This is a genomic window from Pseudomonas sp. CCI1.1 (assembly GCF_034348165.1).
In the GTDB taxonomy this organism is placed as follows: Bacteria; Pseudomonadota; Gammaproteobacteria; order Pseudomonadales; family Pseudomonadaceae; genus Aquipseudomonas; species Aquipseudomonas paracarnis.
Window position 1 is genome coordinate 493,004 of sequence record NZ_CP133780.1, and the last position, 26,138, is coordinate 519,141.

Below are 26,138 nucleotides of genomic sequence, written 5' to 3' on the forward strand. Positions count from 1 at the left end.
TGAAGTGAGGCCGGATTAGGCATCACTTTACCTGCCTTGCGCAATGCCACTCCCCTAGACTGCGCGGCATCTCGCCTGGAGATGGCGATATTTCCTACACCTGAGCAATGGATTCTGCATTTCCATGAAGACTTATATGTGCGCACCCTGCGGTTTTATGTACGTAGAAGAACTGGGTATTCCGGAGGACGGAATTCCCGCAGGCACCCCTTGGGAAGAGGTGCCTGAAGACTGGACATGCCCGGATTGCGGCGTGACCAAGGCCGACTTCATGGCCATCAATCTTCCTGAACGTCAATTCGCCTGACACTCCATCAACGAAAGGAATCGCTCCATGGAAAGCAAACTGATCAACGCCACCGTCCCGTTCTGCACCGGTGTGGCCCACCAGAAATACCTGGGCGCCGAAAAGGGCCTGCAAACCGCCATCGAAGGTGACTGCACCCACTGGTACATCGACGGCAGCCTGTTCGGCGAAATGGTCGATGACTGGACCGAGGCGCGTATCGAAAGCCTGCAGGCGCAAATCACGGCGACTGGGGTCAAGCCGGTTTTCCACGGCAACTTCAAGGCACCGTTGGGCAGTGATGTAGAAGCCTTCCGCAGCGCTGCCGTGGAGTATGTGAAAAAGGAAATCGACATCGCCAGCCGCCTGGGCGCGCCGTTGATCATTCACGGCGGTTGCATCGTCGAGCCGAAAATGGTGCTGATGGCCAAGAAGGTTGCCCTGGAGCATTACCTCAAGTCGGTGCAGGAACTGGCGCGCTACGCCGAGGCCAAGGGCACGGATATCTACCTGGAGAACCTGTCCAACTACGTCAACTATCGGCCGTTCCACTACATCTTTACCCATGAAGCGGAATACGCTTTTGTGTTCGAGCGCCTGCAAGCCCACAGCAATGTGTACTTCTTCCTCGACGCCGGCCATGCCAACATCGAGAACGGCCTGCCGGCAGAAGTGGTGCGCAAGTATCACCACCTGATCAAGGGCATCTCTTTCAGCAATAACAACGGCGTGCAAGACCAGCACTTCGGCATCCATGACGGTAACTGTGATTACGCCGATGTGGTGCAGGCCATTGTCGAGACCAACTGGAAGGGCCTGGTGGCGTTTGAAACCCGTAACCAGACCGCCAAGGCCGCGCTGGCTGACCTTGCGGTGATGTACCGCGAGTCCCTGACGACTGAAATCGCCGTCGCCTGACCGGCCTGGGGCGGGCGCTTGAGGCGCTCGCCTCGTTGCTGTTGTTCTCTTAATTCAAGGTCCCTGGCCATGACAAGTGCGTTAACCCTGTCGTCGTTTCTCTACTTTTTGCTGTTTTGCGCCACCATGACCTTCAGCCCCGGCCCCATGACCTTGTTGTTGTTGAGCCTGGGCCTGAAGGACGGCCTGCGCAGTTCGATCCCCGCGCAGATCGGCGCCAGTGTGTCTTACCTGATTTCCATCCTGATCTTTGCCGTGGGCTTCTCGGAACTGATCAAGGGCAACCTTGCCATTACCCAGACCATCCAGTTTGTCGGTGTGGCCTATATTCTCTACCTGGCCTACAAGCAGTGGACCAGCAGCGGCGTGTCGATCAACAACGCAGGTGCCGTGGAGGGTTCGCGCAGCCTGTTTGGCAAAGGGCTGTTGACCGGGTTTTCCAACCCCAAGACCATCATCATGTTCAGCGCCGTGTTCCCGCAGTTTGCCGGCGCCGGTGAACACAGTTCGGCGGCGGACATCGCCATCCTTGGCCTGACCTTCCTGCTGCTGCAATTTGCCAGCGGCTGCCTGTATTGCTATTTCGGCCAGCGCATCAAGCACGTGCTGGAAAACCCCAAGCGCCGGGTGTTGTTGCAGCGGGTCACGGCCGTCTTGCTGCTGGGCGTCGCCTTGATGCTGGCACGCGGGTTTTCGCACTGAAGTATTAGCCAATAAGCGGTAGTGGCGATTTGACGTCGCCCTGTTAGACTCCAGGCATTCACCCAGGATCGCCCCCACCATGCCAGCCGTCGGAGGAAAAGGACTTCCGCTCGCTTTGCGCTTGTACAAATCTCGCCTGCTGGGGCTGACGCTCGGCTTTGTGTGCGTGGCGTTCGGCATGTATCCGTTGAACCCCTCTCTGTGGGTATGGGCTTGGATGCTGGTCAATGCCTTTGCGTGGCCGCACCTGGCTTTTCAATGCTCGTTGCGCTCGGCCAATACCTTGCGCAGCGAACGCCGCAGCCTGCTGTTCGATTCCTTTTGCGGTGGGTTCTGGGTTGGCGCGATGCACTTCAACCCGCTGCCCAGCGTCACCACCCTGTCGATGATGAGCATGAACAACGTCGCCATCGGCGGGCCGCGCTTCCTGTTCGCGGGTTGGGTGGCGCAGGCACTGGGACTGGGCACCGCGTTGTTGCTGTTCACACCTGGGTTTGTCGCCCTGACCACCCAGGCCCAGCTGTATGCCTGCCTGCCGATCCTGATGCTGTATCCCCTGGCCCTGGGCTGGATCTGCTATCGCCAGGCCGTCACCTTGGCCCGGCACAAACGTGAACTGCTGGCCTTGAGCCGCACCGACAGCCTGTCGGGCCTGCTCAACCACGGCGCCTGGAAGGACCATCTGGACCTCGAATTTCAACGTTGCCGCCGTGGCCCGGCCGGTGCCGCCATCGCGTTGATCGACATCGACCACTTCAAGACCATCAACGACACCTACGGCCATGTGACCGGCGATATCGTCCTGCGCCAACTGAGCAAGGTGCTGCGCCAGAACCTGCGCACCACCGACCTGGCCGGCCGTTATGGCGGTGATGAGTTCTGCGTGATCCTGCCCGATATGCCCCTCAACCGTGCCACCGAGGTGATGGAGGCCTTGCGCGGTCGCTTCAACGCCTTGGCCTACGCCCAGGACCCAACACTGCGAGTGAGCCTGAGCATCGGCCTGGCGCCGTATCAGCCGAGCCACGCCGACTCCATCAGTTGGCTCAACGATGCCGACCAGGCGCTGTATGAAGCCAAGAGCAGCGGGCGCAACCGGGTCAGCTCGGTACAGGGCAGTTGGTTGCGGTCAGTTTAGTGGGGTAGGGTGGCGGGGCACCCTCCAACAAAAAACAAGGATCGGTCCATGTTCTTCACCTTCCCGCGTACCCTGTTGGCCGCTACCCTGGCCTTGTCTTTCAGCCTGCCGGCCTACAGCGCCGAGCCTCATAAACAGATCCAGCAACAGGCCGAACAATACAAGGCCCAAGCCTTGAAGCTGCTGGAGCGCCTGGTGAATATCGACTCGGGCTCAGGCTACGAGCCGGGCCTGACCCAAGTGCGCGATATCGCCGTGGACGAGTTGAAACAGTTGGGTTTCACCATCGAATTGGTGCCGGATAAAGCCGCCAACAACAGCCATGTGGTCGCCACCCTCAAAGGCACCGGCAAGGCCAAGATCCTGCTGATGGCCCATATGGACACCGTATTCAAGGAAGGCTCGGCTGCCGAGCGCCCCTTCCACATCAAGGACGGCCGCGCCTACGGCCCCGGCGTGATGGATGACAAGGGCGGCATCGTCGCGGGCATCTATGCGCTCAAAGTCCTCAAAAGCCAGGGTTTCAAGGACTACGCGCAGATCACCTTCCTGCTCGACGCCAGCGAAGAAACCGGCTCCGACGCCGCCTCCGAACTGATCCGCAACACTGCCAAGGGCCACGACGTGACCCTGAACCTGGAACCCGGCCGCCCCGCCGACGGCCTGGTGGTGTGGCGCAAAGGCAGCGCCACCGCCGTGGTCGAAGTCAAAGGCAAGGCCGCCCACGCCGGCGTCGCCCCGGAACTGGGACGCAACGCCGCCATGGAAGCCGCGCACCAGATCCTGCAACTGGGCAAACTTGGCGATGAAGACAAGAAAACCACCATCAACTTCACCGTGCTCAAGGCCGGTGACCGCACCAACGTCATCCCTGACCAAGCCACCGCCAAGGCCGACGTGCGTGCGGCCTTGCCGGAAGAGTTCGACCGGATCGAGAAAGACCTGGCCCGGGTTTCAGCCAACAAATTGATCCCGGAAACCGAAGTGAACACCAGCCTGCAGCGCGGCCTGCCACCGATGCCGCAGACGGCCGAGTCGGATAAGTTGGTGGCGATGGCCCAAGGGATTTATGGCGAACTGGGACGCAAGTTGACCATCGAAGGCAGCGGCGGCGCGGCGGATGCCAGCTTGTCCGCCGGTGTAGGCACGCCGACGCTGGATGGGTTTGGGATAGTGGGGGGCAATATTCACACGGCGGAGGAATATGCCGAAGTGGAGAGTGTGGTGCCGCGGGTTTATTTGTTGAGTCGGATGATTATGGAGTTGTCCAAGCGCTGATCAGATCGAACGAAGCGGGTTTGAGTGTGGGAGGAATGCCAGTCAGGTAAACGCAGATCTCCTATGGGAGCGGGCTTGCCCGCGAAGGCGGTGTGTCAGTCGCTGCATGTGTTACTGCACTACCGCTTTCGCAGGCAAGCCAGCTCCCACATTTGATCTTTGTTGATTTGAGCGTTGTGTTTGCTTGGTTGACTCGCATTGGGGTCAGCCCCTCCGACATCGAGTACTGCATTCAATGTGAAAGTCACCATGTGGAAGGGTCTTCGAGACTGGCTTTTTGGAGGTCGTCTTTCCAGACCTCGTTGGCCAGTCGATAAATGTCTGCAAAGAAGCCTCGGGGGTCGGCTATTTCTGTTTCGTCCCAGGCCATCGTTGAATACTCATCGGGGTCGTCTTCAAAGAACGAGCTAAAGTCAAAATTTTCAGTATTTAGAGCGAAGGACAAATTTTCCATCAGCTTATATTTGTGGCGGTGGGAGAATTCGTTGTAAGGATCCAGGCAGTATCTTAGGATCAAAGCTTCTCGATCTTTCTGGTTGTTAGGGTTGTAGGCGTGCAGTTCTTCTCCCCCTGAATTCAACACATAAGTGCAACGCTCACCCCTGTATGCACTTCGTACGGCGTCTTCCAGCCCAAGCGCTTGCGCGGGCGTAGATTGATCCTCGCTACTGTCCGATTGACGGCTTCGACGGTCAGCTTGCTGAAGTCGCTGCCCTTGGGGAAATACTGGCGGAGCAGACCGTTGGTGTTTTCATTGGTGCCACGTTGCCAGGATGAATAGGGGTCTGCAAAAAAGACCTGGCACTGGCTCCGTAGCGCGATGCGTTCATGCCCGGCAAACTCCCTTCCGTTATCCAGCGTCAGCGTGTGAGCGGCATGGCCCTGAAGCATCAGATTGATCGCCCGCGTTACCTGCCGGCGCGTTCTGCGCTTGACCGGATAGGCGCTCAGATAGCCGCTTTTGCGATCAACCAGGGTCACCAGGTTACCGCCCAGTCCATGTACCGTATCGCCCTCCCAGTCCCCCAGGCGCTCGCGGCTTTCGACCTCGGCTGGGCGTTCACTGATTGACACGCGATTACGCAGCTGCCCGCGCCGATCGTGGCTTCCATAGCGTTTCCGGTAGCGCTTTCGGCGATGTCGCAGATAGGTATAAAGCTCACCACCGGCGCGCTGTTCGGCGGCAATGAACCGATAAATCCACTCATGGCTGACCGCCCGGCTTGGCTGCTCCTGCTTCAACCGCTGGGCGATCTGCTCCGGACTCATGCCATGCTTGAGCCACACCGGGAGATGATGGCTGAGCCATGTCGCCGGCTTGCAAAACTTGCGCGCACCCGCTCGACGAGCATCACTTTCATGGGCCGCAGAAACAGCCTTGTAGATATTCTGGGTGCTGTTGCGGCGAACCTCGCGACTGATCGTCGAGGGATGCACGCCGACCCGCTTTGCAATGCTCGCCTGGCTCTCTGCGGCGCTCAAGCCAGCCTCAATCTGGTAACGTTGTCCCTGAGTCAGCTGCCGGTAATGCGTAGTCATCTGCGCTTGAATCCTTCGGTGTGAGAGCCTGGATTCTACCGGTGGCTGGCTCTCTGCCTCTCGTTTCAAGCGTTGCGCTTATTCTATGAATTCAGGCCCTTTGATTCTTCTCTGTCGTAGATGTCAAAAATTCCTACGAAATAGCGCAGGCTTGCGTCGAAAGGGATGTGCTCGGAGGATGGATGAAATAACATTTTTACTCCTTAATCGGGAACAAGGTAAAAGGTGTGCCGTCTTTACGAAACTTCATTTCGGCACCATTCATTGAAGGGTTGAAATGTGGATGGTTCGGATCCGTCTTGTTTGGTCTGTAACCACGTCCAGCACCTGGCAGTTCTAGTTGGACAATATCATTCTTGTTGCCATCTATTCCGGTATAGCGCGAAAGTCCTCGTTCAACCCTTGATGTTGCTTTGGTCCATGCTTGAAGTTGAAGCTTCCAACTGTTGAATTGTGAGCTGGGAGTCCCTTTTTTCTTGGGCGGTAATTTGCCCGTTATTGGATCTTTCCCATCTATTGAGCGCTGGCTCACTTTAGATGACTCAACTTCTGGTCCATGCTTGCCAACCATATGCATGTCGTACTTTTTTTCATATTCCAAAATTCGACGCTTCGCATTCGCCTCACTTAGGGAAACTCTGAAAAAGACTTCCAAATCTGGTGAGATACGGCTGTCCCACGAACTGAACGGTTGAGCCCCGATGAAGCAAATGTCTTTCGCTGATGCCGAGTACGCAGGCAAACGTAAGCAGACCCGCCGTGAGCGTTTCCTGATTGAGATGGATCAGGTCGTGCCCTGGAAAGGCCTGATTGCGTTGATCGAGCCGCATTATCCGAAGGGTGAAGGCGGTCGTCCGGCGTATCCGTTGATGGCCATGCTGCGGGTTCATCTGATGCAAAACTGGTTCGGCTACAGCGATCCGGCGATGGAAGAGTCCCTCTACGAAACCACGATTCTGCGCCAGTTTGCCGGGCTGCATTTGGATCGGATTCCGGATGAAACCACGATCCTCAACTTCCGCCGGCTGTTGGAAAAACATGAGCTGGCCGGTGGGATTTTGCAGGTCATCAACGGCTATTTGGGCGACCGAGGTTTGCTGCTGCGTCAGGGAACTGTGGTCGATGCGACGATCATTCATGCGCCCAGTTCGACCAAGAACAAGGACGGTAAACGCGACCCCGAAATGCACCAGACAAAGAAAGGAAATCAGTACTATTTCGGGATGAAATCGCACATCGGTGTCGATGTTGAATCCGGTCTGGTACATAGCGTGGTGGGCACGGCGGCGAATGTGGCGGACGTGACTCAGGTCGATCAGTTGCTGCATGGCGAGGAAACTTACGTCTCTGGCGATGCCGGTTACACCGGCGTGGAGAAGCGTGCGGAGCATCAACATCGCCAGATGATCTGGTCGATCGCAGCGCGCCCCAGCAGCTATAAGAAGCATGCAAAAAAGAGCCTGATCGGTCGCATGCGCCGCAAAATCGAATACGCGAAAGCTCAAGTCCGGGCCAAGGTTGAGCATCCATTCAGGGTGATCAAGCGCCAGTTTGGTTATACGAAAGTCCGCTTCCGAGGCTTGGTGAAAAACACCGCGCAGCAGACCACACTGTTTGCCTTATCGAACCTGTGGATGATGCGAAAACGACTGTTGAATGCAGGCGAGGTGCGCCTGTGATGTGGACAATGAGCCCTGAAAAGGTGCTATTCCGCAAAAAACAGTGAACTGACAGGAGGAAAGGTCTGATTTTCGATTAAGTCGGTGTTTTTTGAACCTCAGACAGCGAGGCCGTTAAAAACGGCTGCTTACTTCAGACCTTCCTTAGCTCCTCTATCTTAGCTCGTCTCTGCTCACCAGCCGTCTGAGGTGCTGACGGTTGTCCCTCATCAACTCGTGCGTTCTCAATTGGATTATCTTGTGAGGTTGTAGGCTTACACCCATTGCTACCGGGGCATGTATTTAGGCCTAGCTGATCCACCCACCCCGTGGGATTGGGCACATACCGGTACCCATTGATCCCCCCCGCCAACTTCACCGGGTCCGGTGTCAGGTAACGACCAATATCCGGATTGTAGTAGCGATGACGGTTGTAGTGCAGGCCGCTTTCCGCATCGAAATACTGGCCTTGAAACCGCAGTGGATTGTCGACTTTGCCCACGTCGAGCCGGGCGATCTGGCCGTAGGCGCGGTAGTGGGCGGACCAGACGATTTCTCCCTCGGGGTTGGTCAGTTCCTGCGGGGTGCCGAGGTGGTCGAGTTGGTAGTGGTAGGGCTTGGTTTCTTTTGGACCGAAACCTTCCAATAGTGCTAATGGGCGGAAGCTGCCGGGCTCGTAGAGGTAGCTGCGATGGCGCTCTGCATGATGTTCGGCAATCAGCTTGTCGCCTTGCCAGAAAAACTCGGTGGTTTTGTCGTCCACGGTTTTGCTGATGCGGCGTCCAAATGGGTCATAGCGATAGCTGGCGGTTTCGCCGTTCGGTTTTGTGATGCTGATTAACCGATGCTGGCAGTCGTAGCGGTACTCAGTAACGAGTTGCTGGCTTTTGCCGCGTCGTTCGCGGATGAGGTTGCCGAAGGCGTCGTAGTCGTAGTGGCGGTCGCCCTGGATCATCAGGCGGTTGGCCGCGACGATGTCGGGGCCGGGGCGGTCTTGCATGAGCAGGTTGCCCGCCGGGTTGTGGCCGAAGCGTTCCTGTACGTCTTGGGAGTGGTCGGCGCGGGTCAGGCGGGCGAGGGGGTCGTAGTGGTAGCGGTGTTCGCCTTTGCGGGTGTCGAGCAGGCGGGTGAGGTTGTCGGATTTGTCGTAGTCGTACTGGCGTTGGTAAAAATGGTTTTGCTGTTGGGTTACCGCATGGGCGTGTAGGCGGCTCTGGTCGTCGTAGTGGTAGTGGCTGAGCAGTTGGCCTTGCTGGCGCTGGTGTTCGCGGCCGCTCTTGAACAGATGTGAGGTGAGTACTTCACCGTTGAGTTCGACCGTGGCGAGGTGGCCGCCTTTGTTGTGGTTGAAGGTGACGCGGTTGTTGTCCGGCAGGCACAAGGTTTTAAGCTGCCCGCAGGCGTCGTAGCCGTAGCGCAGGGTGCCCCAGCCTTGGTGTTCGGCGGTGAGGCGGTTTTGGCGGTCGTATTCGTAGGCCAACGCCCAGTGGCCGTCTTCGACGCTGAGGAGGTTGCCTTGGCGGTCGTAGGCATAGTCGACAACGCTGGCATCGGGCAGGGTTTTTCGTATGAGGCGCCCGGCGTGGTCGCGCTCGTAACGGGTGATTAGCTGACTGTTATCGTCGCCGTATTCGGTCTTTTCCAGCAGGTTGCCGTTGAGGTCGTAGGCGTAGGCGGTGCGCTGGCCGTCGAAGCCGGTTTCCTGGCGGATCAGGCCGTTGGGGTGGTAGTCGAGTTGGTAGGTTTCGCCGGTTTCGTTTTCGATCTCGGTGAGCAGCAGCCGAGTGTTGTCGTAGCGGTACTTGATCTGGGTGCCGTCGGCGTTGAGGCGGCGGCTGATCAGGTGCAGGCCGTCGGCGTATTCGTAGCGGGTGACGTGGCCGAGTTCGTCGCGTTCGGCGATGATTTTGCCGTAGGGGTTGTAGCTGAATTCCCTACAACCACCGCCTGGCAATACAAGACGAATCAACCTGCCGACGCAGTCCCAGTGATATTGCGTCAGCGCACCATGCTCATCCTCACAGGCAACTTGACGCCCCAGATCGTCATAGCGATAACGCTTGAGCCCACCATTGGGCAATTGCTCCTCAAGCAGTTGCCCGCGTTCGTTCCACACCAGCCGCTGGCAACTGCTGTCGGGATACCAAACCCCAACTAATTGCCCATGTTTGTCATAGCTGTAGTCAGTCGAATTGCCATCCGGGTCAATCTTGCGGATGACATCGCCCTGAACATTGCGCTCATATTTCCAGACCGCCTCCCCACGCCTGACAACCCGAACAAAACCGTTGTCATGTTCGTAGGAAGTCGGCTCATCATCCCCCGGAAACAACGCCACCAAGCGTCCGGCATCGTCGTACTGATAGGCCGTCACCGCGCCCATCGGGTCTTGCTCGACGGTCAGCCGGCCCTTGGCATCGTAGGATTTGTAATGCTGAGCGCCATCCGGATCGATGCGCTGCACCAAGCGCGCCCGGTCGTCATGGACATAGACTTCCTGGCTACCATCGGCGTTATGCACGGTGACGTGGTCGTCATCGCCCCAGGCATAACGCGTGTCCATCTGCGAGAAGCTCGCCCAATGCCGGACGCAACGCGCCGCCTTGCCAGACCGTTCCCACGCCCAGAAGAAACTCGCCCCACCGGCCAACTGCCGCTCAAGAATGACGTGCTGATCGTCGTAGCGATAACGCTCGCTTTCCCCGACAGCATTGGTCGCGCAGACCAGTCGTCCGTGTTCGTCATAGGCGTAGGAAACAAGGTTCTGCTCGGTCTCCCACACGTAGGGCTCACGCCCTTTGGCGCGATGCACCTGATAGTCCACCGCGACGATGCGACCCAACTCATAACGCAGCAGCAACGAACGACCGGCGCCGTTATCCAGCCGCTCAATCCGCCCTGAACGATCCCGGCAAAGGCGCAGGCGGTTGTCATACGCGTCGCTGATCGAGACCAGCACACCGTCGCGAAAGTGATAAAAACGCGAGGCCTGGGCCAGCACCAACTCGTCAGGCGCCGAACCCAAATAGATCGCCGCTTCAGCCAGGCTATTGGTAATCGCGGGCCGAGAGTCGGTGGGCAAGGGCAGGGTAGTCGAGCGGTTCTCATGGTCAGTCCACACCACCAAATCGCCCGACACCACCAGCCGATGAGCCAGCGCATGACTCCAGCCAAACCCCAACCCACAATCAATGTCCACCGCACTGGTGCGGTACAGCCTCGTCCACTCAAACGGCAAGATCCCATCCAGCACGCCATCGGTGAGGGTCAGCAATTCCTCGCCAGTGACCATCGACACCGGGCAACCGTGGGTAATGGTCTTGTCCGCTGGCGCCGCCGCGTCCCCCTTCGGATTTGAAGCCATGGCCGGCACATCATCGACAGGCTCCTGACGAACCAACGTCGTGCGCTGGGCCTTGCCGCGCACCATCGGCACCGGGTTCGAAACCAGCGTATCGCCCGCCTTCAACGGCACAGCCGGCACCGTCTTAATCGGCGTCGCCGCACTGCTCAGCAACACCGGCTTGGCGGCCTCGACATGGGTTTCCAACCGAGGCCCCGCCACCTGCTTGGCCAGCAATTCCAACAACGCCCGCGCACGCCCGGATTTGACGCCACTGAGCACCTGAGCACCCAGGCGCAGCTGTACTCCAATACCCCGCGTGGCCCAGATCAGCAGCAGATTGATCAACACTTCGCCGGTGATTTCACCCAGCAGTTCGTACATGTCGGGTGGCGGCAGCATGCGTACCCAGGCCACCAGCGCCGACAGGTAGATAAACAACAGCGGCTCATCACTGAGTACCAGCAACCCCTTGGCCAGCGTGTCTTTGCCCAGCTTGAGCAGTGCATCCAGCTCGGCCTGGGACAGGTATTTCAGCAACGTTTCGCTGTTGGACTTGAGGTTGGCGAGCAGGTCGTACAGCTCGGTGATGTTGTCCCACAGGTTGTAAAGCGCCTTGCCCAGCCCGGTCGCAAAGGCAATGCCCTGAATGCCGCTACGCTTGTAGGCTGGCGCTTTGGCAAAGTCTGCCCATCGAGGCTTGAAGTGCTCGGCCCATGCCGTGCGCAAATCCGCTTCCAGCCCGGCGATCACAGACTCATAGGACGCATACAGCGCCTGGACGTGAGCCTTGGAAACAGTGGGGTAAAAGGTGATTTCGTACTGTTGGTCGCGGCTACAGTCGCTGACTTCAAGAATGCCGCTGGGGCCAATGGTCCGATGCAGTGGCGCGCCTACCGGGCTGCCGTCCTGTGCAACGGCTTGCAGCCTCACGGGCGTGTTGCCGATAGGCACGAACTGCGTGCTTTCGAACAGATGTACCAAGGTCAGCCCGCCCTGGGCTTTGCATTGAGCGACCGTGCGACTGGGTTTTTTGGAAGAAGCCGGCGCGACCAGTGCGACCTGTTCTCCCACCTTGAATACCTGCTCCACGCTAAGTGCCGAACCACTTAAGAAGCTGTCGGCCCACGTATCAAAGGTATTCAGGCAGGTGCGGAAGTCCGCGAATACGCGCTCAACCTTCGGCGCTTCGGGATCCATGGGCACTAGCACCAGGTTGGCCAGCACCGAGATCAAGAGACAGCCCCATTCATCAGGGCTCTAACGAACACCACCATCTGCAATCCCTCGCACTGTTTGATCAGGCGAGGGACTTTGCAGCGGTTGAAAGAGGAGGGGAGTAGAGCTTATCCGGCAGTTACGTGGGACGTTTCAGTAACCTTATCGCGCAGCACCAGACTGCACAGTGCGGGCAAAAACAACAGCGTCAACACCGTGCCCACCAATACGCCGCCAATCAGCACATAGGCCAGGGACGACCAGAATACCGACAACGTCAACGGAATAAACGCCAGCGCCGCCGCCAGTGCGGTAAGGATCACCGGCCGCGCGCGCCGTACCGTGGCTTCGATGATGGCCTCGCGAATTGCCATGCCGTGGTCCTGGTTCTGGCGGATCTGGTCGGTGAAGATCAGCGTATTGCGCATCAGAATGCCGCCGATGCCAATCAGGCCCAGGATCGCGTTGAAGCCGAACGGCTGGTTGAACAGCAACAAGGTCGGCACTGCGCCAATCAGGCCCAAAGGCGCGGTAGCGAACACCATGAACATCACGCCGAACGAGCGCACCTGGAACATGATCACCGTGAGGGTCAGCAGGATCATGATCGGGAACAGCGCCGCCAGGGCGACGTTGGCCTTGGCGCTTTCCTCAACCGGGCCGCCGATGTCGATTTTGTACCCGCTGGGCAGTTTGGCGATCAGTGGCTGCAGGTCTTTGTACACGGCCATTTCCACATCGGGCGGTTGTACGCCGTCGATGATGTCGGCGCGCACTTCCACGGTGGTGGCGCGGTCGCGGCGCTTGAGGATCGGCTCTTCCATTACCGCCTGGAAATGCCCGACCTGGGCCAGCGGCACCGACGTACCGGCGCTGTTGGTCAGCGTCATGTTGTTGAGATTGGCCAGGTCTTCGCGTTGGCTGCCTTGGGCGCGGGCCACCACTGAGACGGTGCGGTTACCTTCGCGCACTTCGGTGATCGGGTTGCCGCTGAGCAGGGCGTTGAGTTGGGACTTGACCTCGTCGGGGGTAAAACCCAGCAAGCGCAAGCGATCCTGGTCCAGCACCAGGCGATAACCGCTGGCGCGTTCGCCCCATTCGAGGAAGGTGTCCCTGGTCAGCGTGTTGCCAGCCACAACCTGACGCACGTCTTCCGACAGCCCGCGCAGCACATTCAGGTCCGGCCCGGAGACGCGGAACACCACCGGGAACGGCACCGGCGGTCCGAAGACGAGCTGCGTGACCCGTACCCGCGCCGACGAAAATTCGCCTGCTGCAATGCGCTCGCGCATCCGCAGTTTCAGTGCGTCGCGGGCGTGCGAATCCGGGGTTTGCACAATCAATTTGGCAAACGCCGGGTCGGGCATTTCAGGGTTCAACGACAGGAAAAACCGCGGTGCACCGCCCCCCACATAGGTGTCGACCATACTGGTCTGCGGCTCTTGCAACAGCGCCTTCTCCACCTGCGCCGCCACGGCTTCGGTGCTTTTGAAGGCGCTGCCGGGTGGCATATACACTTCCAGAATCAGTTCCGAGCGGTCGGAGTCCGGGAAGAACTGTTTCTTCACCACCGCCATACCCAGGCCGCACGCCACGAACGCGGCCACCACCAGCCCGGTCACCAGCCAGCGCCCGCGCACGCAAGCCTCCACCAGGCTGCGCAGTTTCTGGTAGTAGCGCCCGGCATAAATCGCATCATGCCCGCCGGGCACTGGCTTGATCTGCGGCAACAACTTCACGCCCAGGTAGGGCGTGAACACCACGGCCACCAGCCAGGATGAAATCAGCGCGAAACCCACGATCCAGAAGATATTGCCGGCGTATTCACCCGCCCCGGAGCGCGCAAACCCAACCGGCAGAAAGCCGATAATGGTGACCAGGGTGCCGGTCAGCATCGGCGCCGCCGTGGAGCTCCAGGCGTAGGTGGCCGCGTGGATGCGGTCAAAGCCTTCTTCGAGTTTGACCACCATCATCTCGATGGCAATGATCGCGTCGTCCACCAACAGGCCCAGGGAGATGATCAATGCCCCGAGGGTCACGCGGTCGAATTCGCGGCCCGTGACCAGCATGATCACGAACACGATCGACAGCGTCAGCGGCACGGCCGCCGCCACCACCAGCCCCACGCGAAAGCCCAGGGCCAATAGGCTGATCAGCATCACCACCGCCAGGGCGACGAAGAATTTGAGCATGAATTCATTGACTGCCAGGCTGATGTTTTTCGCCTGGTCGGAGACCTTGGCGAAGTTCACGCCCAGGGGCAGGTCGGCCTGAATCCGCGCTTCTTCGGCTTGCAGGCTCTTGTCCAATTCCAGGCCGTTCCAGTGCTTCTCCATGATCACGCCCAGCATCAACGCCGGGTCGCCCTGATGGCGGATGCGATAACTGGGCGGGTCTTCATAACCGCGGCTCACGGTGGCCACATCGGCGATGCGCAATACGCGGCCATTGACTTGCAGGGGCACGTTCTCGATCAAGGCCAGGCTGTCGAACGCGCCGTCGATGCGGATATAAGCGCGGGCGCCCGCCGTTTCGACGAAGCCTGAGGGCGCCACGGCGTTTTGTGCGGCGAGGGCGGTGAAGATCTGTTCGGGCTTGATGCCCAGGGTTGCCAGGCGCTCATAGGAAAACTCCACAAACACGCGTTGGGCCTGTTCGCCAAGGATATTGACCTTCTTCACCCCTGGCAGGTTGAGCAAACCCTGGCGCAGCTCCTCGGCCATTTGCACTTGTTGGCGATGGGGCAGGTGTTCGGCTTCCAGGGCGTACAACGCAAAGTACACGTCGGAATATTCATCGTTGAAAAACGGCCCGATCACGCCCTTGGGCAGGCGCGTGGCTTCGTCGCTGAGTTTTTTGCGGGTCTGGTAGAACAGTTCCTGGATTTCGCTCGGGCGTGTGGACTCCAGGAAGGTCATGCGCATCGACACAAAGCCTGGCTGGGCGATGGTCTCGACGCGGTCGTAGTAGTCCAGTTCCTGCAGGCGTTTTTCCAGGCGGTCGGCCACTTGCTCCTGCATCTCCTGGGCGGTGGCGCCGGGCCAGGCGGCGGTGATGGTCATGACCTTGACGGTAAACGAAGGGTCTTCGGCGCGCCCCAGCTTGCCGAACGCGAAGACCCCGGCGACGAGGATCGCAATCAGCAAGAACAAGGTGACGGCGCGGTGTTTGACGGCCAGTTCGGAGAGGTTGATCCCGCGCATACTCATTGGTCCTGCTGACGGTTGAGGGCCAGGGCCTGGGCGGGCAGCAAGCGCACCGTGTCGCCGCTGTGCAGCAGGTGAGCGCCGAGGGCGACGATGGTTTGGCCGGGTGTTAGGCCGCTGTCGAGCAAGGCGTCTTCCTGGCCGAGGCTGGCGACCTTCACTGGTGCGAAGCTGATCTTTTGGTCATCGCCAATCAGCCAGACGCCCGTGCCTTGCCCCGCATCCTGCAAGGCGCCAATCGGCACGCGGGTTTGCAGCGGCTGGCCATTGCCTTGCAGGCGTACGGTGATGGTGGAGCCGAGGGCGAACCGCTCGACCGGACCCTGCAGCACATAACGTGCGCGGTAGGTGCGGGTGACCGGGTCGGCGCTGGCGGACAGTTCGCGCAGGGTGGCGGTCACGGCCTGGTCCGCTGCGCCAAAGGGAAGCGCCAGGGCTTTTTGCGCGGCCAGGTCACGCCGGTTCTCCGGCAGGTTGACGATGGCTTCGCGGGCGCCGTCATGGGCCAGGCGCGCCACGATTTGCCCTTCGGCCACCACTTGGCCGCGATCGGCCAGTACGTCGGTGATGATGCCGTCGCCATCGGCCTTGAGGACCGAATAAGTGCGACGGTTTTCGATCTGGCTGGCGTCCGATTGCGCCGCGGCCAGTTCGGCCTGGGCGACGCGCAGGTTGGTGGCCGACTGGTCGAAGATCTGCCGCGACACCGCGCCGGTACTGGCCAGGCGCTGGTAACGGTTTTCATCATCACGGCGCTGGCGCAGTTGGGCCTGGGCGGCGTTGACGCGGTTCTTGGCCGAGCGCAGCGCCAGTTCGAAGTCGCCGATGTCCAGCACCAACAGGGTGTCACCACGGAAGACGTGCTGGCCGGGGTCGACCTTGCGCTCGATCACCTTGCCGCTGACCCGAAAGCCCAGGTCACTTTCAGTGCGTGCCGCCACCACGCCGGTATAAGCGCTTTGCTGGGTGCCGGCTGCTTCGACTTTGACGACCAGCACCGGGCGCGATGTGGGCGCCTGGGCGGCGCTGTCGGCCTTGCTGTTACAACCACTGAGGACCACCAGCAGAGCCAGGGGCGTGAGAAGGCGCAGGGGGAGAGGGGGCATGACGAACTCCAGGGTGACCATAGGGCAAAAAATTATGGACATAATTTTTTGCTCATATTATGGTCGAAATATAAATTAATCCAGCCCCCGGATATTCCCCATGGCAAACGCCCCGGCACCCTCACGCAGCTTGCTGTTCTTGCTGGTTGCCCTCACCGCATTGGGTGAAGTCTCGACGCAACTGATCATCCCCGGCCTGGGTGCCATCGAGCACGCGCTGCAGGCGCCGCAAGGCTCGGCACTGATGGCGCTGTCGGCGTTCGTTGCTGCGTTTGGCCTGGGGCAGCTACTGTTCGGGCCGCTGTCGGATCGCATCGGCCGGCGGCCAGTCTTGATCGGGGGCCTGGCGCTCTACGTAGTGGCGACGCTGGCGATGCTGCTGGTCACCGACATCCAGCAGTTTATCGCCGCTCGGGTGTTGCAAGGCCTGGGCGCGTGCGCCGCGCTGGTACTAGCGCGCACCGTGGTGCGCGATGTGTGGAAAGCCGAGGCAGGCCCGGCCCTGGCGCTGACGATGATCGGCATGTTGTATGCCATCGTCGTTGCGCCGATAGCAGGGGGCTTGCTGATCAAATTACTGGGGTGGCGTGCGCCCATCGCCCTGGCGTTGGTGATCGGCAGCCTGGTGTTATTGCTGGCGCTGCTGTTCTTTCGCGAGAGCAATCATCACCTCGATCCCAGGGCCGCACACTGGCGCACCCTCGGCGGGCAGTATCTGGATCTGCTCAAGGGGCGCCAGTACCGTGCTTACGCGGTGGCCCTGGCGTGTACCTATGGCGCGATGTTTGCGGTGATCGCGGGTTCATCGGCGGTGTTTATCAATCTGCTGGGGTTCAGCAGCCTTGAGTACGGGCTCAACTTCGGGCTGATTGTGTCGATGCTGATCGTCGGCTCCACCTACACCCGGCGTAACATTCAGCGCCTGGGGCCGCAGCGCATTGTGGCGATGGGTGTGACGATGGTGGCGGTGGGCGGGGTGGCAGCCCTGGCGATTTACCTAGTGTTCGGGTTGTCGGTAGTGGGGCTGGATATTCCCATCGCCCTGGTCACGCTCGGCGGCGGCCTGGTGCTGCCGGGATCCGTTACCGGGGCCGTGATGCCCAATGCGCACCGTGCGGGTTTAGCCGCCGGGCTCATGGGATTTGCACAGATGTTCGGCGCCACGTGCAGCGGGTTGCTGCTGAGCCAGTTACGCGATGGCAGTGCCGCGCCGATGATCATTATCCAGGCCGGGCTTGCACTGTCGGCACTGGTTGCCTTTCAACTGCTGCGCCAACGCCAGGTTAAAACGCTGTCCTATATATAGAACAATCAGGGCCATTTTTACCGGCTAGTGCTCAAGGGTGAGGCGATTTAAGGTGTACTCACTTTGGAGGTACACCATGAAAAAGCTGATTGGTATCTACACCAGCCCCCGCGCCCACTGGGTCGGCGATGGCTTTCCGGTACGCACGCTGTTTTCCTACGACACCATGGGCAAGCACATCAGCCCATTCCTGTTGCTGGATCACGCAGGTCCGGCCGAATTCACCCCGACTGAACAACGTCGCGGCGTCGGCCAGCACCCGCATCGCGGTTTTGAAACCGTGACTATCGTCTATGACGGCGAAGTCGAGCACCGCGATTCCACCGGTGCCGGCGGCAAAATCGGCCCAGGTGATGTGCAATGGATGACTGCGGCCAAGGGCATTCTTCACGAGGAGTTCCACTCCACAGACTTCGCCCGTCGCGGCGGCGCACTGGAGATGGTGCAACTGTGGGTCAACCTGCCGGCCAAGGACAAAATGGCGGATGCCGGTTACCAGACCATCGTCGATGGTGACATTCCGGTGCTGCCATTGGCGAACGACGCTGGCCACCTGCGCCTGATCGCCGGGGAATTTGCCGGTACTCAAGGCCCGGCCCGCACCTTCACGCCGATAGACGTGTGGGACTTGCGCCTCAACGCCGGTAAAGCGGTCACGCTGGACCTGCACGCCGGGCGTAACACCGCTTTGGTGGTGCTCAGCGGCACGTTGTTGATCAACGGCGAGGAGGTCGCACGCCAGGGGCAGTTGGCGCTGTTCGAGCGCGACGGTAAGCAACTGACCCTGGAGTCCAACGACGACGCCAAGGTGCTGCTGCTCAGCGGCGAACCCATCGACGAGCCCATCGTCGGCCACGGTCCGTTCGTGATGAATACCGAGCAGGAGATTCACCAGGCATTTGCCGACTTCCAGTCGGGAAAATTCGGGCAGATGCACGCCTGACGGTTCACCGCCACCCCCTGTGGGAGCTGGCTTGCCTGCGATAGCATCATCATGGTGTAGCTGATACACCGCGGTGTGTGCATCGCAGGCAAGCCAGCTCCCACATTTTGTTTCCAGGGTTCTGATTTCATGCGATCTTCTCGGCATTCGCCCTGGAGTCGCCTGGATGCCCTCATTTATCGCTGATCACCCGATGCTGTGCGCCGTGGCGTTGATCCTGATCGACATCGCCGTGTGGCGCCTTATTTCCCCAAACCTTGCCAACTGGAAACTCGCAGCGCGGCTAGTGATCTTTGCGGTGTTCAGTGTCGTATTGTTCAACGACGGCATGAACCCCATGCAGGCGGCGCCCTATGCCGATGACACCACCTTGCACCTGGCCGCCACGGCATTGCAGATCGGCTGGTGGCTGTTTGCGGCGCGCACCCTCACGGTATTGCTCGGCGCAGTGATGATGCAGCGGGTCGGCCATACCGGGCGCTTGTTGCAGGACCTGATGGGCGCGGTGATTTTCCTCATTGCGATCATCGCCGCCATGGCCTACGTGCTCGACCTGCCGGTCAAGGGCGTGCTGGCCACCTCGGGCGCCGTGGCGATCATCGTCGGCCTGGCCTTGCAAAGCACTCTGAGCGATGTGTTTTCCGGGATCGTCCTCAATACCACCAAGCCTTACCAGATCGATGACTGGATCTCCATCGACGGCACCGAAGGCCGCGTCACCGACATCGACTGGCGCGCCACGCGCCTGCAAACCTCCCAGGGCAGCCTGGCGGTGATCCCCAACTCCCTGGCGGCCAAGGCCAAGATCATCAACTTCTCGCGCCCGGCAGACATGTTCGGCTTGGCGGTCAGCCTGCAAGTGAGCCCCCATGCGCGCCCGCAAACCGTGATCGAAGCGCTGGAACGTGCGATGCAGGGCTGCCGGCCGTTGCTGGCCCAACCGGCGCCCAGCGTCGCGTTCAAGGCGTCCACCGGCAGTGGCGTGGAGTATGAGATCAGCGGCTTTGTGCCGGCCATGGGCCTCAAGCGCGAAACCCGCAACCAGCTTTACGACCTGGCCTACCGGCATTTGCAGGCGGCGGGCGTGGGCCTGTTGTCCGCCACCGAAGGCAGCACGCCGCCTGCGGTGTCTGGCGCCCGCGCCTTGCTGGAGCGCTCGACGATCTTCTCCACCTTGCGCCAGGAAGAAAAAGACACCTTCAGCCAGAACATGACCCTGCACACCTACCGCGCCGGTGAGATGATCCTGGCGGCGGGGGAGGTCAGCGATCACCTGTTCATCATCGAGTCCGGCGTGGTCTCGGTGCTGTTGATCAAGGACGGGCACACGTTCGAGGCAGGGCGCATGGGCCCGGGGGAGGTGATCGGTGAGTCCGGCATTCTCTCCGACCAGGCGGCGCTGGCGGATTTTTCGGCCAAGACCTACTGCACGCTCTACCGCATCGAAAACGAATACCTCAAGCCGTGCCTCGACGCCCGGCATGATATCGGTGAAGCCATGAAGGCGCTGCTGGACTTCCGCCGCCATGCCGCCCAGGCCCTGACTGAAGACGCGCCCGTGGTACCGGTCAAGAAGGGCTTCATCCAGTGGCTGAGGAACCGCGGCCTGTAGATTGGTCACCTGTTCTTCGCCCGGATTGGCTATTTCTCCAGGACGCCGGGGTGACTAACCTGCTCACCAATCCCACTGTCCTGGAGCAACACCATGCAAACCCGTACCGATTTCTACACCGCTTCCCCAGACGCCATGAAAGCCATGCTCGCCCTGGAAGCGGCAGTCGGCAAACTCTCCATCGAACTGCCACTGCTGGAACTGGTGCGCCTGCGCGTATCGCAGATCAACGGCTGCGCGTTCTGCCTGGACATGCACACCGCCGATGCACGCAAGGGCGGCGAAACCGAGCGGCGCCTGTACACCGTGTCGGCCTGGCGTGAAACCCCGTTCTTCACCCCGCGCGAGCGCGCCGCCCTGGCTTGGGCCGAAAGCCTGACCCTACTCAGCCAGACCCACGCCCCGGATGGAGACTTCGACGCACTGGCCGCCCAATTCAGCCCCCAGGAACAAGTCGACCTGAGCGTCGCCATCGCCACCATCAACAGCTGGAACCGCCTGGCGGTGGGTTTTCGCAAGATGCCCAAGTAAGGCCTTCAGTTGGCTTTGAAATAGCTGCGCGGCGTGGTGCCGGTCATGCCTTTGAAAAAGGCGATCAGTGCACTGTCGCTGGCAAAGCCCAGTTCAAAGGCGCAGTAGCCCAGGCTGCGCCCGGTGGCGAGCAGTTCGATCACCCGCATCAGACGCCACTGTTGGCGCCATTGCTGATACCCCAGGCCGGTTTCCTTGAGGAAAATCCGGCCGATGGTCTTGGTGCTGGCGCCAATGTGCTGTTCCAGGTCCTGCAGCGTGGGGGGCAGGCGGTCGAGCTGGGCTAGCAGCGGCGCCAGGCGCTTGTCCCGTGGCAACGGCAGCAGCATGGGTTGTGCGGCTGCGTGGCGGATTTCATCCAGGCACAGCCCCAACAAATGGGCATAGCGACCCGCCTGCCAATCAGTCTCGAACGGCGCCAGGGCCATGGGCTCCAGCACTGCCCTGAGCAAGGCACTCACTTCGATCACCCGCACCTGGGCCGGTAATTGCTCGGCCAGGGCCGCACTCACATACACCGACCGATAGTCCACCGCCTGCTGCATCACCGCACGATGGGGTAGGCCGCTGGGGATCCAGGCTGCGCGGCTAGGTGGCAACAGGCACAGTTGATTGTCCAGGGTGATGCGCGTGCAACCTTGCTGGGTGAACAGCAGTTGCCCGCGCTGGTGCACATGCAGGCCCGAATCGTGATTGCCCAACACCGCCGCGATGCCGATCACGGGAGCTGAGTAAACATCGGGGTTGAAAGACGCGGTAGCGGCAAGCCAGGCCATGGGTTGTCCGATTTGATGGATAAAGTGTCGAAGTCTGGATAATAGCCCAGCTGGCGCGCCCTAGAATCCGTCCGTTGTGTTTATGGAGGGATCTTGTGATGACGTTTAAAAAATTGCTGGCGCTGACCATGGCCCTGCTGATGTTCCCGCAGTTGGCCCAGACCCTTTACAGCCCGGCCTTGGGCGATATCGGCCGGGCCTTTGATGTCGCGCCCGAGCGAGCGGGGCAGACCTTGTCGGTGTATTTCCTCGCCTTCGCCCTGGGCGTGGTGGTGTGGGGCCGGTTGAGTGATCGTTTGGGGCGGCGGCCGGTGATGCTGATGGGGCTGGCAGTCTATGTGGGCGCTTCGGCGCTGGCCTTGACTGCGACGACATTCAACGCCTTGCTGCTGGCCCAGGCCTGCGCGGCATTGGGTGCGGCCGTGGGGTCGGTGGTCACGCAGACAGTGCTGCGTGACCGTTTCCACGGTGCCGAACTGGCCCAGGTGTTTTCCGTGATGGGCGTTGCGCTGGCCGCCAGTCCTGCTATCGGCTTGTTCAGCGGTGCGAGCCTGGTGGAGTTTTTCGGTTACCGCGGTGTGCTCTGCACGTTGCTGATGCTCGCGGGGGTGTTATGGGGCTGGTGTTGGTGGGCCTTACCGGAGACCCGTCCGGCATCGCTGCCCACCGCCGCCCTTGGCCAGACGCTCGGCCTGATGCTCAAGGATGCCGGAGTATGGCGCTCGGTCGGGTTGGTCGCGGCGTTCAATATTGCGCTGTTCAGCTATTACAGCGTGGGGCCGTTTATCTTCGCGCAGCAGGGGCGTTCCACCGCCGAGTTTGGTTACAGCGGTGTGCTGCTGGCGCTGGGCTCCGGCTCGGGTGCATGGCTGAACAAAGCCTTGCTCAAGCATGGGTGGAGCGGCGAGCGGTTGGTGGTTGTCGCCGCCGCGGTGACCGTGGTGGGGAGTCTGTTGGTGTTGGCCCTGCAGCACAGTTGGCTGTTGGTGTGGCCGATGCTGTTGGTGGTGCTGGCCTTCGGCATGGCGATTCCCAACGTGCTGGGGGCGGCCCTGGTCGATTACCGTGACCGCCTCGGCACCGCCGCCGCCCTGTTTGGCTTGCTGTACTACCTGGTGATTGGTGGCGGGCTGGCTTTGGTGACCTGGTCCCAGGATCTTGGCTGGAGCCTGTTGGTGTGCGCTTTAGCGGCGTTGTGGCTGGCCACGTCGCGGCTATTCAGAAGTTGACCGACGCGCTCAGGCGCGCGGTCAACGGTGCGCCCTGGAACAGGTAGTCATCACCCATGTATTCGCCGGCGTCGCGCCAGTAGCGCTTGTCGAACAGGTTATCGACGCTCAGGCGAAACACCGTTTCGTAGCCATCGACCTTGGTGGTGTAGCGGCTACCGACGTTGACCACCGCGTAGTCGCCCACTTCCACATTGCCGGTGCGATTGGCGGACTTCTTGGCGCTGTATTGCACGCCGCCCAATACCGCCAGGCCGTTGACCCAGGGCAGGGCGTAGTCGGCGTACACGCTGGCGCGCAGCTTGGGCACGTTGATCGCCTGATGGCCTTCGTACGCCGGCGTGCCGCTGCCGCTCACCCGCGCTCGGATCGCGGCCACGCTGGTGGCGATCTGCAGACGGTCGGTGGCCCAGCCGTTGGCGGACAATTCAATGCCGGTGTTTTTTTGCTGGCCCTGCTGCACGTAGTTGAACGTGTCACCTTCGGGTTTGGCGTACTGGTAAGCCTGGCGCGTCTGGAACACGGCGGCGGCGAAGCTGATACGGCGCCAGTCGTATTTCACCCCGGCTTCGAGCTGGCGCGAGACAGTGGGGGCGAGTGTTTCATCCGCATTGTTTGCGAACCACGGCGCGGTGCCGCCCAGGGACAGGCCCTTGCTGTAGCTGGTGTACAGCGAAACGTTGTCCACTGGCTTGTAGATCAACGAGGCCTGGGGCAGGAACACGTATTGCTGGGTGTGGCGCGTCTGGTTGCCGGTCACACCGTCGAAGGCTTTTTCGTCCAGGCGCACTTCACGGCCGCCGAGGATGGTTTGCCATTGCTCGTTGAAGCGGATGCGGTCGGTGACGAACAGCCCGTACTGGCGGCTGTCGAGGTTGCGGTGGCTGTCGTTCAACGGCTTGTCGGTCGGGGGAAAGCTCGGCACCTCTTCGTTGATATTGGCGGTGCCGATGAATTCGTTGACCGACTTGCGTTTGTCGATCACCCGGCGAAACGCGCTGGTGCCAAAGGTCAGTTCGTGGCCGATGCCGGCGGTGTCGAAGAGGCCGGTCATGGCCGCCTGGATTTCGTCGTCGCGGCGAGTGTCGTCCGGGCTGCGGTAGTCGTAGACGTCGTAATTGCCTTCGGGGCTGAAGTAGTTCGGCACGCTGGCGGCACTGCAACTGGCCGAACCATAGCAACCCCAGGCAAACGAGCTGTAGTCATCAATCACCACCTTGCTACGCGCCGCGCTGACACTGCCTTTCCACTGATCGCTGAAACGGTACTCGAACTTGCCGTTGAGGTTCAGCGAATCAATCCCCACCTGCTTGCCGCCCGTCTGGTGCCCCAGCAGCTTCTTCGGTGAAGCACCGTGGGGCACTTCGGTGCCGCCCAACAGTTGATACCCCGGTACCGAACGCTGTTGCTTGTTCTGGTATTCGGCGTCCAGTTGCAGCACGGCGTCGGGGCTGATGTTCCAGTCAAAGGCCAGGGACACGAAATCGCGCTGGCCGTTGGCGTGTTCCACATAGGAGTTGAGGTCTTCATGGGCGACGTTGGCACGCAGGCCGAACTGCTGCTCGCTGCCAAACCAGCCGCCGACATCGGTGGCGATATAACCGCTGCCGCGATCATCGGTGGACACCGTCACCGAGCGCACATCCTGGGGGCGTTTGGTCACGTAATTGATCACCCCGCTGGGCTCGGAAATACCGCTCTGCAAACCGGCCAGGCCCTTGAGCACTTCCACCTGCTGCTTGTTTTCCAGCGCGACGTTCTGCTCGCCGGTGATGGTGCGCCCATTGATCTTGTAACTGCTGGCCGCGTTCAGCGAAAAGCCACGCACCACGAAATTCTCGTAATAACCGATAGGCGCATAACTGTCGCCCACTGAGGCATCGTTGCGCAGCACTTCACTGAGCAAGCGTGCCTGCTGGTCCTTGATCAGCGCGGCGTTGATCACGGTGATCGAGGCGGGGGTGTCCAACAGCGGCGCTTCATCAAAGCCGCCCACCGACGCGGTTTCACTGCGGTAGCCCGACTCATCCTGGCCCTGAACCTTTACCGTCGGCAACTCGATCTCGGCGGCCAGGCTGCTGCCGATGCCGCCACTGAGCAACAGGCCGAGGGCGAAACGTGAAGTGACGACGGGGCGAAAACGCAAAACCATGGGTAAAGGCCTTAAAGCGTTGGGCGGGGGGCGCATAAGCTAGGCATAACGGCGGGATTTTACAAGTTATGCAGCAGGGCTCTGCCACACCGCTAATCGAATGTGGGAGCTGGCTTGCCTGCGATAGCGGCGTGTCAGTCGCTGAATTATTGCCTGAACCACCGCTATCGCAGGCAAGCCAGCTCCCACAGGGGATTGGACTTCAACCAAAGCGCTTCAGGGTCTCGCTGGGCAGCTCCCGGAACAAAGCACGATAGCTGTTGGAAAACCGCCCCAAATGCCAGAACGACCAATTCATCGCCACCTCGGCTACGGTGGTATCAGCGCCACTGAGCAACTCACGCCGTGCCCCATTCAACCGACGCAACCTTAACCACTGCGCCGGGCTCATTCCCGTATAGGTCTTGAACCCTTGCTGCAATTGGCGCAACGGCACACCCGCAATCTGCGCCAGTTCCAACAGGTTGGCGGTTTCATCCGGTGCATCCGCCGCCCATTCGCCGATGCGCGCCATCAATTGGCGTTCTTCATTGCGCTTTTGCAATGAACTGCCGTCCAGGCACACGCAGGCGTTATCGAGGATAAACAGGCAGTCGTCGAGCAGTTGCTGGGTGAGGGCATCGCGGCTGATGGGGTCGGTCAGTGCCGACAGGCGCGTAAGGGTGCCGCTCAGCCAGCGAGTGAACAGCGCATTTTGCCGACAGGTCAGCGGTGCCATGAACAAGCCTTCGAGTTTGGCTATATCCAGGCCCTGGCGCTGGACGAACTGCGGGCCGAACACCACGGCCACTTCGCGGTAGTTTACCGGGGTGATCCAGGTGTTGCGGCTTTCGCCATTGAGCAGGTACAGCGCGTTGTCACTGGCGTCGAAACAGAACGCCAGGGCGCCGGCAGGTGCGTTGAAATGCTGCTCCACCCGGGTGTTCATGCACTCTTCGTACACCTGCACCCCGTGCAGGTCGAGGTAGCGCACCTGCCCGGCAAAATGCCCGGGGGACATCTGCTGGTACTGCTGCACCCAGCCGGGTGTCGCACTGCATTGGGCGGCCACATCGCCGGTGGCGAAGGCCTGTACGCGCAAAGCGGTTGCCTGTGTCATAGTGATCCGTGCGCACTCTATTGGTGCGTTGTGCCGCGTGCAAAGTGGATAGATGCCGTTTCAAGGCTGGCCCAAGATAGACCTCAATGCGCTGGGAG

19 protein-coding genes and 1 pseudogene are annotated in these 26,138 nt (G+C 60.5%); 11 read left to right on the forward strand and 9 right to left on the reverse strand.

The genetic code is table 11. The features are described from left to right. Window positions 1–124 precede the first annotated feature (124 nt). From RHM69_RS02225 to RHM69_RS02245, 5 genes are all read left to right on the forward strand, one after another. A complete protein-coding gene (locus RHM69_RS02225) occupies window positions 125–307 on the forward strand; it encodes a rubredoxin (RefSeq protein ID WP_014718115.1) in 183 nt (60 codons plus the stop codon). 27 nt (window positions 308–334) lie between these two features. Then, window positions 335–1,204, forward strand: coding sequence for a sugar phosphate isomerase/epimerase family protein (locus RHM69_RS02230; RefSeq protein WP_014718116.1), 870 nt, complete (start codon window positions 335–337; stop codon window positions 1,202–1,204). A gap of 69 nt (window positions 1,205–1,273) precedes the next feature. Further along, window positions 1,274–1,906 carry a LysE family translocator gene (locus RHM69_RS02235; protein ID WP_014718117.1) on the forward strand — a complete coding sequence of 211 codons (633 nt, stop codon included), beginning with the start codon at window positions 1,274–1,276 and terminating at the stop codon, window positions 1,904–1,906. Between the two features lie 79 nt (window positions 1,907–1,985). Further along, window positions 1,986–3,044 carry a diguanylate cyclase gene (locus RHM69_RS02240; protein WP_014718118.1) on the forward strand — a complete coding sequence of 353 codons (1,059 nt, stop codon included), beginning with the start codon at window positions 1,986–1,988 and terminating at the stop codon, window positions 3,042–3,044. A 48-nt stretch (window positions 3,045–3,092) separates the two neighbouring features. Further along, entirely contained in the window at window positions 3,093–4,322 is a 1,230-nt protein-coding gene (locus tag RHM69_RS02245) for a M20/M25/M40 family metallo-hydrolase (RefSeq protein ID WP_020303175.1), read from the forward strand. Window positions 4,323–4,566: 244 nt separating this feature from the next. On the opposite strand, the gene RHM69_RS02250 is transcribed toward RHM69_RS02245, so the two are convergent. From RHM69_RS02250 to RHM69_RS02260, 3 genes are all read right to left on the reverse strand, one after another. Beyond that, on the reverse strand, window positions 4,567–4,776 hold the full coding sequence (locus RHM69_RS02250; RefSeq protein WP_322255469.1) for a hypothetical protein: 210 nt from the start codon (window positions 4,774–4,776) through the stop codon (window positions 4,567–4,569). Window positions 4,777–4,898: 122 nt separating this feature from the next. Next, window positions 4,899–5,861, reverse strand: a complete 963-nt coding sequence (locus RHM69_RS02255; RefSeq protein WP_004577240.1) for an IS30-like element ISPpu17 family transposase — start codon at window positions 5,859–5,861, stop codon at window positions 4,899–4,901. A 196-nt stretch (window positions 5,862–6,057) separates the two neighbouring features. Further along, entirely contained in the window at window positions 6,058–6,462 is a 405-nt protein-coding gene (locus RHM69_RS02260) for a hypothetical protein (RefSeq protein ID WP_259642953.1), read from the reverse strand. Window positions 6,463–6,562: 100 nt separating this feature from the next. On the opposite strand from RHM69_RS02260, the gene RHM69_RS02265 reads away from it, so the two are divergent. Beyond that, window positions 6,563–7,540 carry an IS5 family transposase gene (locus tag RHM69_RS02265; RefSeq protein WP_033902000.1) on the forward strand — a complete coding sequence of 326 codons (978 nt, stop codon included), beginning with the start codon at window positions 6,563–6,565 and terminating at the stop codon, window positions 7,538–7,540. Window positions 7,541–7,688: 148 nt separating this feature from the next. Here the strand turns inward: RHM69_RS02265 and RHM69_RS02270 are convergent. The 3 genes and pseudogenes from RHM69_RS02270 to RHM69_RS02280 all read right to left on the reverse strand — a co-directional run. Further along, window positions 7,689–12,098, reverse strand: a pseudogene (locus RHM69_RS02270) (RHS repeat-associated core domain-containing protein); the annotation flags it as partial. Window positions 12,099–12,208: 110 nt separating this feature from the next. Next, window positions 12,209–15,283, reverse strand: coding sequence for an efflux RND transporter permease subunit (locus RHM69_RS02275; RefSeq protein ID WP_200600894.1), 3,075 nt, complete (start codon window positions 15,281–15,283; stop codon window positions 12,209–12,211). A gap of 2 nt (window positions 15,284–15,285) precedes the next feature. After that, window positions 15,286–16,392 (reverse strand): efflux RND transporter periplasmic adaptor subunit, encoded by a 1,107-nt coding sequence (locus tag RHM69_RS02280; protein ID WP_200600892.1) that lies wholly within the window; start codon window positions 16,390–16,392, stop codon window positions 15,286–15,288. 100 nt (window positions 16,393–16,492) lie between these two features. Between RHM69_RS02280 and RHM69_RS02285 the strand changes: the two genes are divergently transcribed. From RHM69_RS02285 to RHM69_RS02300, 4 genes are all read left to right on the forward strand, one after another. Beyond that, window positions 16,493–17,698 (forward strand): multidrug effflux MFS transporter, encoded by a 1,206-nt coding sequence (locus RHM69_RS02285; RefSeq protein WP_014718125.1) that lies wholly within the window; start codon window positions 16,493–16,495, stop codon window positions 17,696–17,698. A gap of 76 nt (window positions 17,699–17,774) precedes the next feature. Then, complete coding sequence (locus RHM69_RS02290; protein ID WP_014718126.1) at window positions 17,775–18,641, forward strand: pirin family protein; 867 nt, start codon at window positions 17,775–17,777, stop codon at window positions 18,639–18,641. 166 nt (window positions 18,642–18,807) lie between these two features. Next, entirely contained in the window at window positions 18,808–20,253 is a 1,446-nt protein-coding gene (locus tag RHM69_RS02295; protein ID WP_032903534.1) for a mechanosensitive ion channel family protein, read from the forward strand. 93 nt (window positions 20,254–20,346) lie between these two features. Then, the gene (locus tag RHM69_RS02300; protein WP_019817347.1) at window positions 20,347–20,784 is read left to right on the forward strand and encodes a carboxymuconolactone decarboxylase family protein; all 438 of its coding nucleotides are present in this window, start codon (window positions 20,347–20,349) and stop codon (window positions 20,782–20,784) included. 5 nt (window positions 20,785–20,789) lie between these two features. Here the strand turns inward: RHM69_RS02300 and RHM69_RS02305 are convergent, their stop codons facing one another. Continuing rightward, complete coding sequence (locus RHM69_RS02305) at window positions 20,790–21,560, reverse strand: AraC family transcriptional regulator (protein ID WP_038449861.1); 771 nt, start codon at window positions 21,558–21,560, stop codon at window positions 20,790–20,792. 98 nt (window positions 21,561–21,658) lie between these two features. Here RHM69_RS02305 and RHM69_RS02310 point away from each other — a divergent pair, with 98 nt between their 5' ends. After that, window positions 21,659–22,789: an MFS transporter gene (locus RHM69_RS02310; RefSeq protein WP_072434438.1), complete on the forward strand. Its 1,131-nt coding sequence runs from the start codon at window positions 21,659–21,661 to the stop codon at window positions 22,787–22,789. Here the strand turns inward: RHM69_RS02310 and RHM69_RS02315 are convergent. Together RHM69_RS02315 and RHM69_RS02320 are read right to left on the reverse strand one after the other, a co-directional pair. Further along, window positions 22,779–24,941 carry a TonB-dependent siderophore receptor gene (locus tag RHM69_RS02315; RefSeq protein ID WP_200600890.1) on the reverse strand — a complete coding sequence of 721 codons (2,163 nt, stop codon included), beginning with the start codon at window positions 24,939–24,941 and terminating at the stop codon, window positions 22,779–22,781. The genes RHM69_RS02310 and RHM69_RS02315 overlap by 11 nt on opposite strands. A gap of 202 nt (window positions 24,942–25,143) precedes the next feature. Further along, entirely contained in the window at window positions 25,144–26,040 is an 897-nt protein-coding gene (locus tag RHM69_RS02320) for a helix-turn-helix domain-containing protein (RefSeq protein ID WP_200600888.1), read from the reverse strand. Window positions 26,041–26,138: the final 98 nt, after the last annotated feature.